This is a genomic window from Enterococcus sp. 12F9_DIV0723 (assembly GCF_002174375.1).
Taxonomy (GTDB): Bacteria; Bacillota; Bacilli; order Lactobacillales; family Enterococcaceae; genus Enterococcus_A; species Enterococcus_A gilvus.
This window is the reverse complement of the sequence record NZ_NIBK01000001.1, coordinates 788,370-803,659: the sequence shown is the minus strand read 5'-3', so window position 1 is coordinate 803,659 and position 15,290 is coordinate 788,370. Positions and strand designations below refer to the sequence as shown.

The following is a 15,290-nucleotide window of genomic DNA, read 5'->3' as shown; positions in this document are numbered from 1 at the left end:
AATCTGGGCGACCACATCCCGGACATGCCGTTTTGCTATTTATTTTTGAGAAACGATTTTCACAATGATAACACCGCTGACTGGTGTTGAAGAACAACTCACGTAAAGTTACGTTTTTTACCACCTCCTGTTGGCAGCAACTACAGCGCATCGATCAATCCCGCCCCTCTAGCTTGTCGATTGTTTTCGTTGATTTCTTTGATAGCCCCTTTGATAGCGGTAGTCATTTCGCTGGTTGCAAAGAAAACTTCCGCCTGATTGTACTCCCCTTTACGATCAGCGCGTCCGGCTATTTGGACCAACGCTGATTTTTTAAACACACGGTGAGACGCTTGTAAAACAACAACCGATACTTTTTCAAAAGTCACTCCTCGTTCTAAAATCGTTGTAGTGAGCAGCAATTGATACTTCCCTGCACGCATATTTTCGACTTTTATTAGACGCTCTTGATCTTGTGAAAAAACGGTGGCCAACTTCACTTCTGGAAAATACGTTTGAATATCTTCTGCCATTTTCGCCAATAGAGAGATATTCGGACAAAATAAAAGTACATTGTTTTCTGCAAGTAATTCAGTTATTTTATTCAAGATTTTCTTTGAAAGGTGCCCCGCAGACAGCTCTTTCTCTAAACGCCAGCAATAAAGCACTTGTGGAACAGGTAACCCACGGCGATGAAATCTGGCAGGTAAGTGGTACTGGTAGTCTACTGACTTCTTTAGCTTTTCATCAGGCGTCGCGCTTAAAAACACACGCTTTCCGTCTGATCGTTTTGCTCTTTCCACAGTACGGTGCAGTAAAGGGTCTTCTGCATAGGGAAACGCATCCACTTCATCGATTATTACCAGATCAAAATATTCATGGTAGCGTAGCAATTGGTGGACTGTGCATACCACAAAAATATCTCCGTTATCTTTTCTTTCCTGTCCATGAAAGAGACTGATCTTTTCTTGCGGAAATGCCCCACAAAAGCGTAAAAATATTTCGTTACAGACATCCACTCGAGGCGACGTAACAGCTACCCGTTTTCCTTGTTCTAAATAGGCTTTTAATAAAGGAAACAATATTTCCGTCTTTCCTGCTCCAGTCACTGCCCAAAGTAAAAAGGTTTTCCCTGATCGTTGATCCGCAATCAACTGCTTTGCGATTTTTTCTTGTGGCGGCGAAAGATGTCCCGACCAAACAATCTCAATTTTCCTTGGTGTGATTCTTTCTGGGGGAAAATAATAGAGCGATTGCTCACTGGTCATCCTTCCTAAACTAATACAATGAGGACAATAGAAATAAGCTGCTGGCACTTTTTCACGAGAATGACTTCCGCAACGCTGACATATCCACTCTTCTCCAGATGCTATCATTGCGGGAGTCTTCACTGCCTTTGTTAGATCCGCTTGTGGATAAAATGTTTCCCATTCTTTTGCTAATAAACGCTGACCAATCATTTTATTCAAACCTTTCTTTTTTAACAAAGTACGTCATGAGCAGTGTATTGCTTTATCCTCTGTAAAAGATTAAAAAAAAGCGCAACGATTTGATCGTTACGCTAGAATGCCACAATTTTTATGATTTTTAAATGAGCCAACTCGATTTTACTAATTTATTGAACACAACATATTCTTTATCAAGATTGACTTGTACTACTTCATAATTCGCGTTCAGCCAACCGTAGGCTCCTTTTTCAGGATGACGATAATCATTCGCCCACCAGTCCAGGTCTTGCCGAGCTGTTTGCGGCAAGCCGCTGCGAGGAAATAGCAATTCATCAAATTGAGTAAAGGTCAGCGTTACTTGAGAGCCATTATTACTTTTCAAATAATGAGTGATCCCATCATATTTTTTTACACGCGTCATGCTCATTCCTCACCTTCAAACAAAATCATACAGACAACATGGCATTTAGTTGAAACCTACCCTATTTTTCTCATATACTGGAGATGAGAAAAGTAAAGTGAGGCAAAAAATTATGCTGCAAAATTACCGAACCATCAAAAACGATAACCAACACGAGATTGAAATTAAAAAATCTCGTTTTATTTGTTTTTTAAAACGCATCGAATCAGAAGAAGAAGCAAAAAATTTTATCCAGCAAATCAAAAAGGAACATTGGAAAGCCAATCATCATTGCAGCGCCTTTGTTTTAGGAGAGCGTAATGAGATTCAACGTTCTTCAGATGATGGCGAACCTAGCGGAACTGCAGGGGTTCCTATGTTGGAAGTATTAAAAAAGACGAAACTGATCAATGTTTGCGCTGTTGTCACCCGCTACTTTGGCGGCACCAAACTTGGCGCCGGCGGATTGATACGCGCGTATTCAAACGCCGTCTCTCAAGCGATCACTGCTACAGGAATAGTTGAAGGTCGCCTACAGCAAGAAGTATTCGTTCAACTGGAATACCCTCTTTGGGGAAAGATGGAGAACTTCATCACGCAAGGTCAGTTAGTAGTTAAAGATACCCAGTTTACTGACAAAGTTCTTGTAACTTGTATGGTAGACGAGGACCAGCTTGCTGTTTTTAAGACACACGTAATCGATTTACTGAATGGACAGGTTGAGTTTACACTCGGCGAAGTTGCTTATTCTGAACAATTAATCCAAGAGACTTAGTTTCTTGGATTATTTTTCTAAATAAAATTCAAAGCGACTGCCAACATATTGCGTTCGTACATATTCAAAGGGGCGTTCATCCGCCAGATAAGATACTTGTCTTAACCGTAAGATTGCATCGCCGCGTTTGACAGATAAATAATCCGCGATTTGTTCCGAAGCTAAAATAGATGTCACTGTCTGATTCGCTCGTCCAATTTCGAATCCTTTTTCTTGCAGACTATGGTAAAAGGACTCCGTGATTTCCTCTTTACTGAAACCTTCAATCAATTTAGCGGGAATACTTGCTACTTCAAAACAGATAGGAATCTCATCTGCGTAACGAATCCGCTCCATTCGTAAAACCTGCTCACCCTTTTCCAAGCCTAACTTTTCTGCTTCGCTAGAACTCGCTCGCGAATGAAAGTAAGAAATCGTTTTGCTAGAAGGGATTTTCCCCAGCGATTCCATAATGTCCGTGAAACTTGTTGTCCCACTCATTTTTTCTTGAACCTTTTTGCTGGCCACATAGGTCCCTGAGCCGATTTTTCTTTCCAATATTCCTTCATCTGATAAAGTCTGGATTGCTTGACGCAATGTCATTCGACTTACACTAAACCTAGTGGATAGTTCACGTTCAGAAGGCAAGCGAGCGCCGACCTTCCATACACCGTTTTCAATTTCATGTTTTAACTGATCGTGTATTTGAATATACACTGGCACTTGATTCGCCACTTTCCGTCACCTCGTTCAATTTTCTATTCTCATTATAACTGGTATATACCTAATGCACAACAATAATCCTTCTAACCTTTGCCTCACTGACCTTGTTTTTCAAAGGACTTAAAAGAATCTAGTGTCTGACTTTCTGATAAACGACGCTATCTATCCTTTCGTTGTTAAATCCTTCCTATTAAACCGCAGGGATAAACAACAAAAAAGAGCAGACCATTGTTGATTGGTCTACTCTTTCAGTTAACTTTTGATTTCTTCTTTTAATTGCTTATTCGCTGTCGCCATCATTAATCGAATACGATTTAACTGGTTAACAATGGAAACTCCAGGATCATAATCAATGGCAGCAATATTAGATTTTGGATATTGATGACGCAATTCTTTAATCACGCCTTTGCCCACAACATGGTTAGGCAAGCAGCCAAATGGTTGCATACAGACAATGTTATTGACACCTGTCTTCAATAGGTCAATCATTTCGCCCGTTAAGAACCAGCCTTCACCAGTATGATTACCAATCGAAAGAATCTTGCTCGCATCCTCGGCTAATTGATAAATCGAATGAATTCCCGTAAAACGTTCAGACGCACGTAACGCTTTATCCATCGGTTTTTCCACCACTTCGATCAATTTAATTGCCATTTCAGCTAAATTTTTATTTTTCTTCGGCATCCCCATATTGTCGTATTTCCAAATTTGATTGTACAAGGAATAATTCATGAAGCCTATCAAGTCTGGCACGACTGCCTCAGCGCCCTCTGCTTCCAATAAACGAACGATATCGTTATTGGCTGTTGGTGAATACTTCACTAAAATTTCACCGACGACACCAACCTTTGGCTTCACTTCATTTGAAATAGGTACCGTATCAAAATCTTTAATGATTTTTTTCATGTTACGGTTGAAAATTGTTAATGAGCCGTTTCGAACATTGCTTTCAACCTTCTTAAGCCATTCTTCATGCAGCGCATCAATCTGACCTTTTTTCAATTCATAGGGACGCGTTCTGTAAACAACACGTTCAAATAAATCTCCATAAAGAATTGCTACGACGATTCGTTTCAACATAGGTAAGGTATATTTGAATCCAGGATTGCTTTCTACCCCCTTATTTCCGAGGGATACAGAAACAACCGGAACCTGTGGGAAGCCTGCATCGTTCAAAGCTTTCCGCAATAGTGGAATATAGTTTGTTGCACGACACCCGCCACCCGTTTGGCTCATCATGACACTCGTATTGTCTAAATCGTAGTTGCCGCTCTGCAATGCTTCCACTAATTGTCCAATCGAGATGATCGCTGGGTAACAAGAATCATTATTAACGAATTTCAGTCCTACATTGACAGCTTCTCTATCCATCGCCGGTAGACACACGACATTGTAGCCAGAAGCTTCCAGAGCAATATCAAACAACCCGGATTGATGAATCGGACTAAGCATCGGTAATAATAACGTGTGCTTTTTGCGCATTTCTTTTGTAAAGACGATTTTTTCAGGTTCTTCAAAGCGTTTTACTGGTTCAAAATGTGATTTTTCTCTTTCATTCACTGCAGCCTTCAGAGAGCGTAAACGAATTCTGATTGCACCTAAGTTAGAGCCTTCATCGATCTTCAATACGGTGTAAATTTTACCGTATTGCTCCATGATCTCTTCTACTTGGTCCGTCGTCACCGCATCCAGTCCACATCCGAATGAATTTAATTGAACGAGTTCTAGATTTTTTGATTTTGCAACGACACGTGCTGCTGCGTACAAACGAGAATGATAGACCCATTGATTGACGACTCGTAAATTACCAACATCGCTCAAATGAGACACGCTGTCTTCTGTAAGTACATGGAACCCTTCCTGGGTAATCACTTCGGCAATTCCGTGATTGATTTCAGGATCTAAATGATACGGACGTCCAGAAAGAACCACGCCGCGCTCCCCTTTTTGGTTGAGCATTAACAGTGTTTCTTCACCTTTTTTCCGAATATCGTCCTTGAAGGCTTCCAATTCTTCGTAAGCATGATGCAAGGCTTTGGTGATCTCCTCCTGAGAAATACCCAGATCTTGGAAACAGCGACCCAAAACAGCAGCCACAGAGGCTTCATTCGCTAAGTTTAAATAAGGATTTCGATAATCGACTTTGCCGTCGCGAATATCATCTACATTGTTGCGAATGACATCCGGATAACTTTGGACGATTGGGCAATTAAAATGATTGTCTGCTTCCTTCGATTCTTGTCGTTCAAAAACAACCCCCGGATAGAAAATCATCGGTACACCGCTGTCGATCAATGCTTGAATATGTCCGTGCGCGATCTTCGCTGGGTAACATGCAGTATCACTAGGAATTGTCTCCATCCCTTGTTCATACAATTCTTTGTTAGAACGCGGCGACAATTTCACACGGAACCCTAAATCGCTAAAGAACGTATGCCACAACGGATAATTTTCATACATGTTCAAGACACGTGGAATCCCAATTTCACCACGTACTGCTTCTTTTTTTCGTAATGGACGGTATTTGAATAAACGGCGATATTTATAGTCTACTAGATTCACTTTTTTATCTTCACGCTTGACCTTGATCCGCGCGCCACGTTCACAACGATTTCCTGTGATAAATTGTCTTCCGTCAGAGAACAATGTCACGGTCAGCATACAGTTGTTCTCGCATAGTCCGCAGTGAGTAAATTCTTTTTCAGCAGTAAAGCTGTCGATCTCTGCTAATGAAAGTGTCTCGGTACGTTCACCGACCTCATAATTTTCTAAAGCGATCAACGCTGCTCCGAAAGCGCCCATTAAGCCCGCAATGGATGGACGAACAACTTCACGTCCAGTTACCATTTCAAACGCTCTTAATACCGCTTCGTTATAAAAAGTTCCTCCCTGACAGACGATCTTTTCACCCAATTCCTCTGGACGACGTACTTTGATTACTTTGTAAATAGCATTCTTGATAACAGAATAAGAAAGTCCTGCAGAAATATCGCCAACAGAGGCACCTTCTTTTTGAACCTGTTTCACTTTTGAATTCATAAAAACGGTACAACGGGAGCCTAGATCTACAGGTGCTTTTGATTTTAAGGCGGCTTTCGCGAAATCTTCGACATTATAATTCAACGATTTCGCAAATGTTTCAATAAACGAGCCGCAGCCAGATGAACAAGCTTCATTTAATTGGATCGAAGAAAGCGCGCCGTCTTTGATGGTCATTGCCTTCATATCCTGACCGCCAATATCTAAAATGAAATCGACTCCTGGCTGGAAATGATTAGCCGCTTTGTAATGAGCCATCGTTTCAACTTCACCGATATCCACTTTCAAAGCATTCTTGATCAATTGTTCACCATAGCCTGTTACCGCTGCTTTTCCAATAAAAACATTCTCTGGTAATTTCGTATATAGATCTTTCAAGACCGTCATCGTTGTTTCTAACGGTTGCCCTTGGTTATTGCCATAAAAAGAATACATCATGTTGCCGTTGTCATCAATCAGGGCAACTTTCGTAGTAGTTGAACCAGCATCTATTCCTAAAAATGCCACTCCTTCATGCTCAGACAGACTTTTTTCTTTCGCTTGCGCCTGTCCATGACGCATCCGAAACTCAGCTAAGTCTGCTTCGTCTTTGAACAATGGCTCTAATGTATCAGACGGAGATAAATGCCCTTCCTCCGCTGTCGTCAACCGATGCAATAACGCTTCTAAAGATGTTGCCTCTGCTTCCTCCGAATAAAAGGCTGCACCCATCGCTACAAAAAGCTGTGGATTTTCAGGGAAGATCACATTTTCTGGCGCGATATTCAATGTCTCGATGAAACGTTGGCGCAATTCAGACATAAAGAATAGCGGACCGCCAAGAAACGCAATATTACCTTTTATTTTCCGGCCTGCTGCTAATCCAGCAATGGTTTGATTAACTACCGCTTGAAAAATACTCGCCGCAATATCCTCTTTGGCTGCTCCTTCATTGATTAAAGGCTGCACATCTGTTTTCGCAAATACCCCGCAACGAGAAGCAATTGGATAGATTGTCTTATAATTTTTTGCTAATTCATTGACCCCGTTTGCATCCGTCTTCAGCAAAACTGCCATCTGATCGATAAACGCGCCCGTCCCTCCAGCACAGCTTCCGTTCATGCGCTGCTCCAATGCGCCTTCGAAAAAGGTGATTTTCGCGTCTTCTCCACCTAATTCAATCGCTACATCCGTTTCAGGAATAACCTCTTCAACAGTACGAGTACACGCGATGACTTCCTGTACAAAAGGAATCGCCAAAACATCTGCCAGCCCCATGCCGCCAGATCCGGTAATACTCATTGTCATTTCTTGATTGCCAATCACTGATTCTGCTTCACGCAACACACGCTCTGTGGCAGCTTTCACATCTGAAAAATGACGTTCGTACTTTGCAAACAGACTTTCATTTTGTTCATTCAAAATGACCAACTTGACGGTTGTAGAGCCAACATCAATCCCCGCTCGTAATGTCATAATTATTCCTACCTTCCATTTTTAACAACACATGTTGATTAACTTACAAAGTGTTTGTTATACTACTCACGTATATTCTAAAAAGATTTTGAATGTTATGCAATACTCAAAACCATTTCATTCGTGTGATAAGCAACAGTCCAGCTTTATTTGTTGGAAAAATGAAAGGAAATTCCTATGGCAAAAAAAATAGACCTCCGAGTTAAGCGAACAAACAAAATGATTATGGAAGCTTTTATTCATTTAGTAGAATTAAAAGGCTTCGATAATATTACTATTCAAGAGATCGCAGACGAAGCAATGATCAATCGTGCGACATTTTACGCTCATTTTAAAGACAAACAAGACCTGTACGATTTTATTTTTAAACAAGCCGTCGATGCTTTTGCATCTGTTCTAGATCCTGATCAAATTGTCCAAGGGAATCGATTGAAGGTTCGCAAAGTAGAAATGGTGTTAAAAAATATTTATGAACAGATTCAAGACAATCGAAAATTCTTTTTGACCATCATGGATGCTTCAGGCAATGAAATTCTGCGAAAAAAAATTGCAGAAATCTTGGATGTTAAGTATGCCCATATTTTTAATCGCTTAAAAATAACTGAAAACGATATTGAAGTTCCATTAGATTTTATCATTGAGTATATGACTTCGATTTTCGTCGGCACTTTGCACTGGTGGATCACCAGTGATACTACTATGAGCGCAGACAGTCTCTCTAAGTTAGTCGTCAAGCTTGTGGGAAATGGGCATTTAACCATCTTAGGTATTGAAATCGATCATTAAACTTAAAAAGAGGCATCCAGATAATAATTCTGGACGCCTCTTTTCGTTTTATTAATGGTTTTTCGCTTTCCATTTAATTGTATGGCGCGTTGGACGGACCGTTCTTACGCGGGGTACTTGTCCTTTTTCTTTCGTTACTTCTAGCGAATTGTCTTTGATTGTACTATAAACCTTTTCCACAGTATCTGTAAGCATCTCTTTGATCTCTTCTACTTTATTCATTCTAATGAACCCCTTTCTACTAAAAATATTCCTATCTCCCTTCTAAATGTAGCGTAAATGATAGAAGGCTTCAAGCAAGAGAACTTTTTTTCTTCGAGATTTCTAAAATATCACAGTAAGAAATTTTTTAATCATTTATTATTGTAGGAATGTCATCGATCTGCACTCGTAAAATATTCGAAATCCTTTTACCTGATTTTGTTATTCAATCATTCGCTGTCAAAATAAATCTACTGGTTTCAATCTTAAAAAATTATTTGAATGAATTGTTGTTTTATCTTTCAATAAAACACAAAAAAAAACGAGCTGCCTATGCAACTCGTTGAACAACTGGGGTAGCTGGATTCGAACCAACGCATGAGGGAGTCAAAGTCCCTTGCCTTACCGCTTGGCTATACCCCAATGGTGGAGGAGAGTGGATTCGAACCACTGAACCCTAAGGAACGGATTTACAGTCCGTCGCGTTTAGCCACTTCGCTACTCCTCCAGCTAGGTTTTTATTATTTAAAAACCCGACTCAGTTATAATACCTAATCTTCAAAAAAAATGCAAGTATTTTTTTCAAAAATTATTCATGTAAATTCCAGTTACGGATCAAGGCTTCGACCCCATCGTCCAGAGTCTTAAAACTCCCTAGTAAATGCCCGTCATTGTAGGCTTGAAAATTTTTATTGTCGGGAATAATTTCACCGATTGTTTTTTTTCCTATTACTAATTGCGTAACTGTTTCTTTTTTTCCTTCAATCAAACGATCTTCTTCTTTGAGTTGAACTTGAATATCTTTGTTCTTTTTAGACATAGCTTTCCCTCCGTCTTTGACTAGTTTATCATACCATAAAAGAAAAGGACAACCGAGTGATCAGTTGTCCTTAAAATTACACTTGCGTCGTTGCTGCTCGTACGACTTCATAACCATTGTCAGTCAGAAGCTGTTTGATTTCTTCTACTTGTTTACTGGCTAATTGGATTTCTAAAATCGTTGCAGTTGATTGATGATCGACGATGACCGTCAAAATGCTAAAGTCATGATCTGCTAAGATTTTTGCTACTCTAGCAAGTACGCCTTTTTTATCCTCTAAAATCTTTAGCTGAATCCGCGTGCCGCCTTCATGATAACCCGTCAGTTTCAAAAAGGCATCGAAAATATCGTTATTGGTGATGATTCCAACCAATTGTTCTTTTTCTAATACGGGTAACACATTGATTTTATTTTGGCGCATTAAATAAATCGCGTCTTCCAGTTCTGCATTTGGAGAGATCGTCTTGACATCCTTGATCATTACATCTGCTACAACTGTTTTGTTCAATAAATAATTGACTTCGTGGACGCTCAAGCTTGTCGCTTTTGATGGCAACGCTTCTTGAATCGTCCCTTCTGTGATCAGGCCTGCTACCTGCCCGTTATCAATGACTGGTAAGCGATGAATATCATGCTTTTTCATCAAATCAACCGCATCGAAAATTTTAGTACCTGGTGTTACTGTCACCAGTTTTTCTGTCATAAAATCTTTTACACTCATGTTTTATCCCCCTAGATAAGCTTTCTTCACTTCTTCACTTTCTAGCAATTCTTGACCTGTTCCAGACAGTACGACTTTCCCAGTTTCTAACACATAGCCGCGATCAGCAATTGAAAGAGCCATTTTGGCATTTTGTTCAATTAACAAAACCGTAGTTCCTTGCTTTTGAATTTCTTGAATGATATTAAAAATTTCTTGGATGAAGATCGGTGCTAAGCCCATTGAAGGCTCATCTAACAATAGCAATCGTGGTTTAGACATCAGCGCTCTTCCCATCGCCAGCATCTGCTGCTCTCCACCTGATAGGGTTGAGGCATCTTGACTCAAACGTTCCTTTAAAATCGGAAACTTTTCGTAGACGTGGTCGTAATCTTTTTGAAGGTCGCCGTCTTTTCGTAAGTACGCGCCCATCTCTAAGTTCTCTAAAACGGTTAATCCTGGAAATACGTGGCGCCCTTCAGGAACTTGAGAGATCCCCTGTGCAACGATCCTTCTTGGAGCTTTCTTTTGAATCGGTGTCCCTTCGAAAGTGATCGTTCCTTTAGAAGGCTGATTCAATCCTGAGATCGTGCGTAAAATCGTCGTTTTGCCGGCACCGTTGGCTCCAATCAATGACACGATTTCTCCTTGATTCACTTCAAAGCTGACATCGCGTACCGCCTGAATCATGCCATAATGAACAGAAAGATTTTCAATTTTCAGCATTATAGCTCACCTCCAAGATACGCTTTAATGACTTCTGGGTTGTTTTTGATTTCATCAGGGTCACCCTCAGCTAAAATGCGTCCGTATTCTAATACATAAATTCGTTCACACACATCCATAACTAAACTCATGTCATGCTCGATCAATAAAATAGTAATTTCGAATTCCTTTTGAATTTTTCGGATAAGCAACGTCAATGCTGCTGTTTCTTGAGGATTCATTCCGGCTGCCGGCTCATCTAAAAACAAAATTTTTGGTTTTGTCGCCAATGCTCGCACGATCTCTAATCGACGTTGTTCCCCATAAGGCAAGTTACGGGCTAGATTTTCAGCTTTATCTTGCAAATCAAAAATGGCTAATAATTTCAGTGCTTCTTCTTTTAGTCGTTCTTCCTTGTCATAAAAGGCTGGCAAACGAAGTACACTTGAGACAAAACTTTCTTTATTTTTACTATTCATCGCAATCAATACGTTGTCGAGAACCGTTAAATCTTTAAATAAGCGAATATTTTGAAAGGTTCGACTCAATCCTAAATCAGCGATCGCATAGGGCTTTTGTCCATTCAAACGATGGGTTTTCCCCTCTGCTTCTAATAGAACATCCCCTTCGCTGGGTTCATAGACGCCGGTGATCAAATTGAATAGTGTCGTTTTTCCAGCACCATTGGGACCTATCAAACCGACTAATTGATTTTCTTCTAATGCGATATTGACATTGGAGACCGCCGCCAACCCGCCAAAGTTTTTCGTTAAATCTTTAATTTCCAACAGAGGCATTTTGGTCATCTCCCTTTTTAAACTTATCAACGATTTTCTTCACAGATAATTCTTTCGTACCTAACAATCCGCCCGGCTTAAAGATCATCAAGATGATTAAAGCCAACGCGTAAATAATCATTCGTAAAGTTCCGAAGTCTTGCAAATACATATTGATAATCCCTAAAAGAATCGCTGCGATAAAAGTACCCGTCACACTGCCGATCCCTCCTAATACAACTAAAATCAATATATCGACTGATTTTGTGAAGGCGAAATCTTTAGGTGCGATAGATTGCAAATAGCCTGCATATAATGAGCCTGCGATACTTGCTGTCATCGCTCCGAAAGCGAATGCCATAACCTTATATTTAGTCGTATTCACACCCATTGCTTCGGCAGCTATCTCATCTTCACGTATAGCCATTGTCGCACGACCCGCACCAGAGCGAATATAATTGACAATAAGAAGCGTAGTGATCGCCATGAATCCATAAACCATTTGCCAATCAACAAAAGGCTCGATCCCAAACAATCCTGAAGGGCCATTCGTGATATCTTTAAAATTGATCAATAGTATCCGAATGATTTCAGCAACACCTAGTGTCGCGATCGCTAAATAGTCGCCACTTAATCGAAGGGTTGGAATCCCAACTGCTACAGCGACGATTCCAGCTAAAATGACACCCACCGCCATTCCTAAGAAAAATCCTCCGTAGGTCGGCATACTCATAGAAACGAGTGCTGCCCCATAGGCGCCAATTGCCATAAATCCGGCATGACCTAAAGAGAACTGCCCGGAAAAGCCAATAATCAAATTCAAGCCAACTGCCAGAATAACGTTGATCCCAATTTGAACGAGAATATTATCTAAGAATAAATTGACCATACCAGCAGAGTAAGCCACGTACAGTGCTACGTAACCCAAGACGATCAAAGCTAGCCAAATCAAATTGTATGTTAAATTCTTTTTCATTTGATCCACCTACACTTTCTCTTTCACATGTTTGCCTAAAATACCGGCAGGACGAACTAATAAAATCAAAATCAACACCGCGTAAACCACCGCATCTTTAAAATCAGAGAATCCTAATGCCGTTGTCAGTGTTTCAATCAACCCAATCACAAAGCCGCCTATAGCTGCACCAGGAATGATCCCGATACCGCCTAACACTGCCGCGATAAAGGATTTTAGGCCGGGAATGTATCCCATCATTGGATCAATCGAGTTATAATAGAGCCCGATCATCATCCCGCCTGCCGCAGCAAGGGCTGAACCCAAAGCAAAGGTAAAAGAAATTGTTCGATTGACATCAATTCCCATTAATTGGGCGGCATCCGTATCCACACTTACTGCGCGCATCGCTTTTCCCATCTTGGTTCTTTGGACGATCAGATTCAATGTGATCATCAAAAATAGGGACAAGCCTAAAATCAATAATTGAATATTTGAGACCCGTAAGAAGCCTAAATTGTAGACCTGCAATTTAATTACTTGCGGGAATGGTCGTGTTGTTGAACTGAAAAAGTAAATCATCGTATTTTGCAATAAGTACGATACCCCAATTGCTGTAATTAAAGCCGCGATCCGTGTAGAATTTCTTAACGGTCGATAGGCTAAAAACTCAATCGCTACCCCTAATATCGCACTTCCCGCCATTGATAAAACAAGTGCTGGGAAAAAGCCCATATTGAATTGATTGATCAGAAAATAGCCGATAAATGAACCAATCATGTAGATTTCACCATGTGCGAAGTTAATCAATTTAATAATTCCATAAACCATCGTATAACCTAATGCCATCAGTGCGTAAACACTTCCCAGAAAAAGCCCATTGACGATTTGCTGTATAAATACTTCCATCTTTATCACATCACTTTTCTAAAAAATAAAGGCAAGACAAGCCTGCTTGTCTTGCCTTGCCTGCTTCCGATTTCTTATTGATTTACGGTTTCAGCAGAAGATTCTTTTCCATCTGTTAGTCCAAGTACAACTAATGGTTTCACAGGATTGTGGTCCTTATCCATGGAGATCTTACCAGTAACACCTTCAAAGTCTTTCAATCCAGCTAATCCTTTTTGAATCGCTTCTGGTGTCGCTTTGCCTTCATCTTCGATTGCTTGTTTGATCATGTAAACAGAATCATAAGCCAATGCGTTGAATGAAGATGGTTGTCTGCCATATTTTTCTTCAAAAGCTTTTACAAATGGTTCAACTTTATCTGTTGCTGGTGCTTTTGTTGAGAAATGACCTGTGTAATAGACGTTTTTAACGTTGCTGGCGCCTGCTGTCTCAACAAGCTTCTCATCACCAAAACCATCTGCACCGATGATTGGTTGTTCGATACCCATTTCACGCGCTTGCTTGATGATCAAGCCAGCCTCTGTGTAGTAGCCAGGAACATAGATAACGTTAAAGTCTTTGTCTTTGATCTTCGTCAGCATCGCTTGGAAATCTTTATCGTTCGCTGCAAAATTCTCTTCGGCTACGATTTTACCTTTATAAGTATCCTTAAAGGCTTTTGTCAATCCAATCGCGTAGTCGCTTGAGTTATCTCCCAAAATTACTGCTTTATCAGCTTTCAAATTGTCTTCTGCATATTTCGCTAAGATGACCCCTTGAGAACTATCTTGGAAACACGCACGATAGATATACTCTTGTACTTTTCCTTTTTGAACAGTAATGGCATCATCTGTTCCTGAAGGTGTGATCGCAGGTACTTTTGCTTTTGTTAAGTTCGGCAATGTTGCTTTTGTCGCTCCTGATGTTGCTGGTCCAACAATCGCTACAACTTCATCCTTTGTGGTCAAGTTGGCCGCTACTGAAGCTGCTTCATTATTGTCTGACTTATTGTCTTTAGAAACGTATTCGATTTTCTTTCCATCAATACCGCCGTCTTTATTGATTTCTTCGACTGCTAATTTGACACCCTCATTTTCTGCTTCACCATAAGCAGCTACTGCTCCTGATAATTCGAAGTTCCCACCAATTTTGATCGTCTTCGCATTCTCACTGCTGCTGTTATCGTTAGCTTTAGGCGACCCGCATGCGCCAAATAAAAACAACCCTGCTGCCAATGCCGCTACTGTTCTTTTTTTCATCCTGTTACCCCCTAATAAAATAATGATAATTCGTTAAGATAATAAAGAATATATAGGAAAAAACTCTCACTGTCAATTAAATTTTCTGAATATTTTAATAATTCAGCAATTCGCAAACAATTTATAGCGCTTACAATACTATAACACACTTATTAGATAACTAAAAAAAGTCCTTCTAACTTTAAACCAGTTAGAAAGACTTCTATAAAATAACACCTAGTATTAGTAATATAAACTCTTTTTTAATCGGATTTTTCACTTGTTACTCTCGATTTTTGAGTTTCACTTTTTATTCACCCTTCAGAACACTCATTCATGATCAGCTTCTAAGTCTATTTATGAAAAAATCATTATTAAAACCTAGATTTTGTAAAGCTTCGCCCCTTTAAAAATGGTATCCTC

General features: G+C 40.1%; 14 protein-coding genes and 2 tRNA genes. 2 read left to right on the top strand and 14 right to left on the bottom strand.

What is annotated here, in order from left to right; translation table 11 throughout:
• Positions 1–140: 140 nt before the first annotated feature.
• Together A5868_RS03935 and A5868_RS03930 are read right to left on the bottom strand one after the other, a co-directional pair.
• Complete coding sequence (locus A5868_RS03935; RefSeq protein WP_086305509.1) at positions 141–1,439, bottom strand: DEAD/DEAH box helicase; 1,299 nt, start codon at positions 1,437–1,439, stop codon at positions 141–143.
• Positions 1,440–1,566: 127 nt separating this feature from the next.
• Entirely contained in the window at positions 1,567–1,854 is a 288-nt protein-coding gene (locus A5868_RS03930; RefSeq protein WP_086305508.1) for a DUF7662 domain-containing protein, read from the bottom strand.
• A 106-nt stretch (positions 1,855–1,960) separates the two neighbouring features.
• Between A5868_RS03930 and A5868_RS03925 the strand changes: the two genes are divergently transcribed.
• Positions 1,961–2,602, top strand: coding sequence for a YigZ family protein (locus tag A5868_RS03925; protein WP_086305507.1), 642 nt, complete (start codon positions 1,961–1,963; stop codon positions 2,600–2,602).
• Between the two features lie 9 nt (positions 2,603–2,611).
• On the opposite strand, the gene A5868_RS03920 is transcribed toward A5868_RS03925, so the two are convergent.
• The gene (locus tag A5868_RS03920; RefSeq protein ID WP_010781571.1) at positions 2,612–3,316 is read right to left on the bottom strand and encodes a GntR family transcriptional regulator; all 705 of its coding nucleotides are present in this window, start codon (positions 3,314–3,316) and stop codon (positions 2,612–2,614) included.
• 240 nt (positions 3,317–3,556) lie between these two features.
• The gene (locus A5868_RS03915; RefSeq protein ID WP_010781572.1) at positions 3,557–7,798 is read right to left on the bottom strand and encodes a 2-hydroxyacyl-CoA dehydratase; all 4,242 of its coding nucleotides are present in this window, start codon (positions 7,796–7,798) and stop codon (positions 3,557–3,559) included.
• 177 nt (positions 7,799–7,975) lie between these two features.
• Here A5868_RS03915 and A5868_RS03910 point away from each other — a divergent pair, with 177 nt between their 5' ends.
• Entirely contained in the window at positions 7,976–8,584 is a 609-nt protein-coding gene (locus A5868_RS03910; RefSeq protein ID WP_010781573.1) for a TetR/AcrR family transcriptional regulator, read from the top strand.
• Between the two features lie 51 nt (positions 8,585–8,635).
• Here A5868_RS03910 and A5868_RS18920 read toward each other — a convergent pair whose 3' ends face one another.
• The 10 genes from A5868_RS18920 to A5868_RS03865 form a co-directional block, all read right to left on the bottom strand.
• Entirely contained in the window at positions 8,636–8,806 is a 171-nt protein-coding gene (locus tag A5868_RS18920) for a hypothetical protein (protein WP_176281365.1), read from the bottom strand.
• 330 nt (positions 8,807–9,136) lie between these two features.
• Positions 9,137–9,208, bottom strand: a tRNA-Gln gene (locus tag A5868_RS03905).
• A 1-nt stretch (position 9,209) separates the two neighbouring features.
• Positions 9,210–9,293: transfer RNA gene (locus A5868_RS03900), tRNA-Tyr, on the bottom strand.
• A gap of 81 nt (positions 9,294–9,374) precedes the next feature.
• Positions 9,375–9,605: a DUF2969 domain-containing protein gene (locus tag A5868_RS03895; protein WP_010781575.1), complete on the bottom strand. Its 231-nt coding sequence runs from the start codon at positions 9,603–9,605 to the stop codon at positions 9,375–9,377.
• 76 nt (positions 9,606–9,681) lie between these two features.
• On the bottom strand, positions 9,682–10,326 hold the full coding sequence (locus A5868_RS03890; protein ID WP_086305506.1) for a CBS and ACT domain-containing protein: 645 nt from the start codon (positions 10,324–10,326) through the stop codon (positions 9,682–9,684).
• Positions 10,327–10,329: 3 nt separating this feature from the next.
• On the bottom strand, positions 10,330–11,031 hold the full coding sequence (locus A5868_RS03885; protein WP_010781577.1) for an ABC transporter ATP-binding protein: 702 nt from the start codon (positions 11,029–11,031) through the stop codon (positions 10,330–10,332).
• On the bottom strand, positions 11,031–11,807 hold the full coding sequence (locus tag A5868_RS03880) for an ABC transporter ATP-binding protein (RefSeq protein WP_010781578.1): 777 nt from the start codon (positions 11,805–11,807) through the stop codon (positions 11,031–11,033). Before A5868_RS03880 ends, A5868_RS03885 begins: the two co-directional genes overlap by 1 nt.
• Positions 11,788–12,762: a branched-chain amino acid ABC transporter permease gene (locus A5868_RS03875; protein ID WP_086305765.1), complete on the bottom strand. Its 975-nt coding sequence runs from the start codon at positions 12,760–12,762 to the stop codon at positions 11,788–11,790. The genes A5868_RS03880 and A5868_RS03875 overlap by 20 nt, the downstream gene beginning before the upstream one ends.
• Before the next feature lie 9 nt (positions 12,763–12,771).
• A complete protein-coding gene (locus tag A5868_RS03870) occupies positions 12,772–13,650 on the bottom strand; it encodes a branched-chain amino acid ABC transporter permease (RefSeq protein ID WP_086305505.1) in 879 nt (292 codons plus the stop codon).
• Between the two features lie 74 nt (positions 13,651–13,724).
• Positions 13,725–14,888, bottom strand: coding sequence for an ABC transporter substrate-binding protein (locus A5868_RS03865; RefSeq protein ID WP_086305504.1), 1,164 nt, complete (start codon positions 14,886–14,888; stop codon positions 13,725–13,727).
• Between the last annotated feature and the right edge of the window lie 402 nt (positions 14,889–15,290).

Bases quoted from the DNA above. Each gene is read 5' to 3' on its own strand.
- A5868_RS03935 (WP_086305509.1), bottom strand. From the start codon at position 1,439: ATGATTGGTCAGCGTTTATTAGCAAAAGAATGGGAAACATTTTATCCA.
- A5868_RS03930 (WP_086305508.1), bottom strand. From the start codon at position 1,854: ATGAGCATGACGCGTGTAAAAAAATATGATGGGATCACTCATTATTTG.
- A5868_RS03925 (WP_086305507.1), top strand. From the start codon at position 1,961: ATGCTGCAAAATTACCGAACCATCAAAAACGATAACCAACACGAGATT.
- A5868_RS03915 (WP_010781572.1), bottom strand. From the start codon at position 7,798: ATGACATTACGAGCGGGGATTGATGTTGGCTCTACAACCGTCAAGTTG.
- A5868_RS03910 (WP_010781573.1), top strand. From the start codon at position 7,976: ATGGCAAAAAAAATAGACCTCCGAGTTAAGCGAACAAACAAAATGATT.
- A5868_RS18920 (WP_176281365.1), bottom strand. From the start codon at position 8,806: ATGAATAAAGTAGAAGAGATCAAAGAGATGCTTACAGATACTGTGGAA.
- A5868_RS03895 (WP_010781575.1), bottom strand. From the start codon at position 9,605: ATGTCTAAAAAGAACAAAGATATTCAAGTTCAACTCAAAGAAGAAGAT.
- A5868_RS03890 (WP_086305506.1), bottom strand. From the start codon at position 10,326: ATGAGTGTAAAAGATTTTATGACAGAAAAACTGGTGACAGTAACACCA.
- A5868_RS03885 (WP_010781577.1), bottom strand. From the start codon at position 11,031: ATGCTGAAAATTGAAAATCTTTCTGTTCATTATGGCATGATTCAGGCG.
- A5868_RS03880 (WP_010781578.1), bottom strand. From the start codon at position 11,807: ATGCCTCTGTTGGAAATTAAAGATTTAACGAAAAACTTTGGCGGGTTG.
- A5868_RS03875 (WP_086305765.1), bottom strand. From the start codon at position 12,762: ATGAAAAAGAATTTAACATACAATTTGATTTGGCTAGCTTTGATCGTC.
- A5868_RS03870 (WP_086305505.1), bottom strand. From the start codon at position 13,650: ATGGAAGTATTTATACAGCAAATCGTCAATGGGCTTTTTCTGGGAAGT.
- A5868_RS03865 (WP_086305504.1), bottom strand. From the start codon at position 14,888: ATGAAAAAAAGAACAGTAGCGGCATTGGCAGCAGGGTTGTTTTTATTT.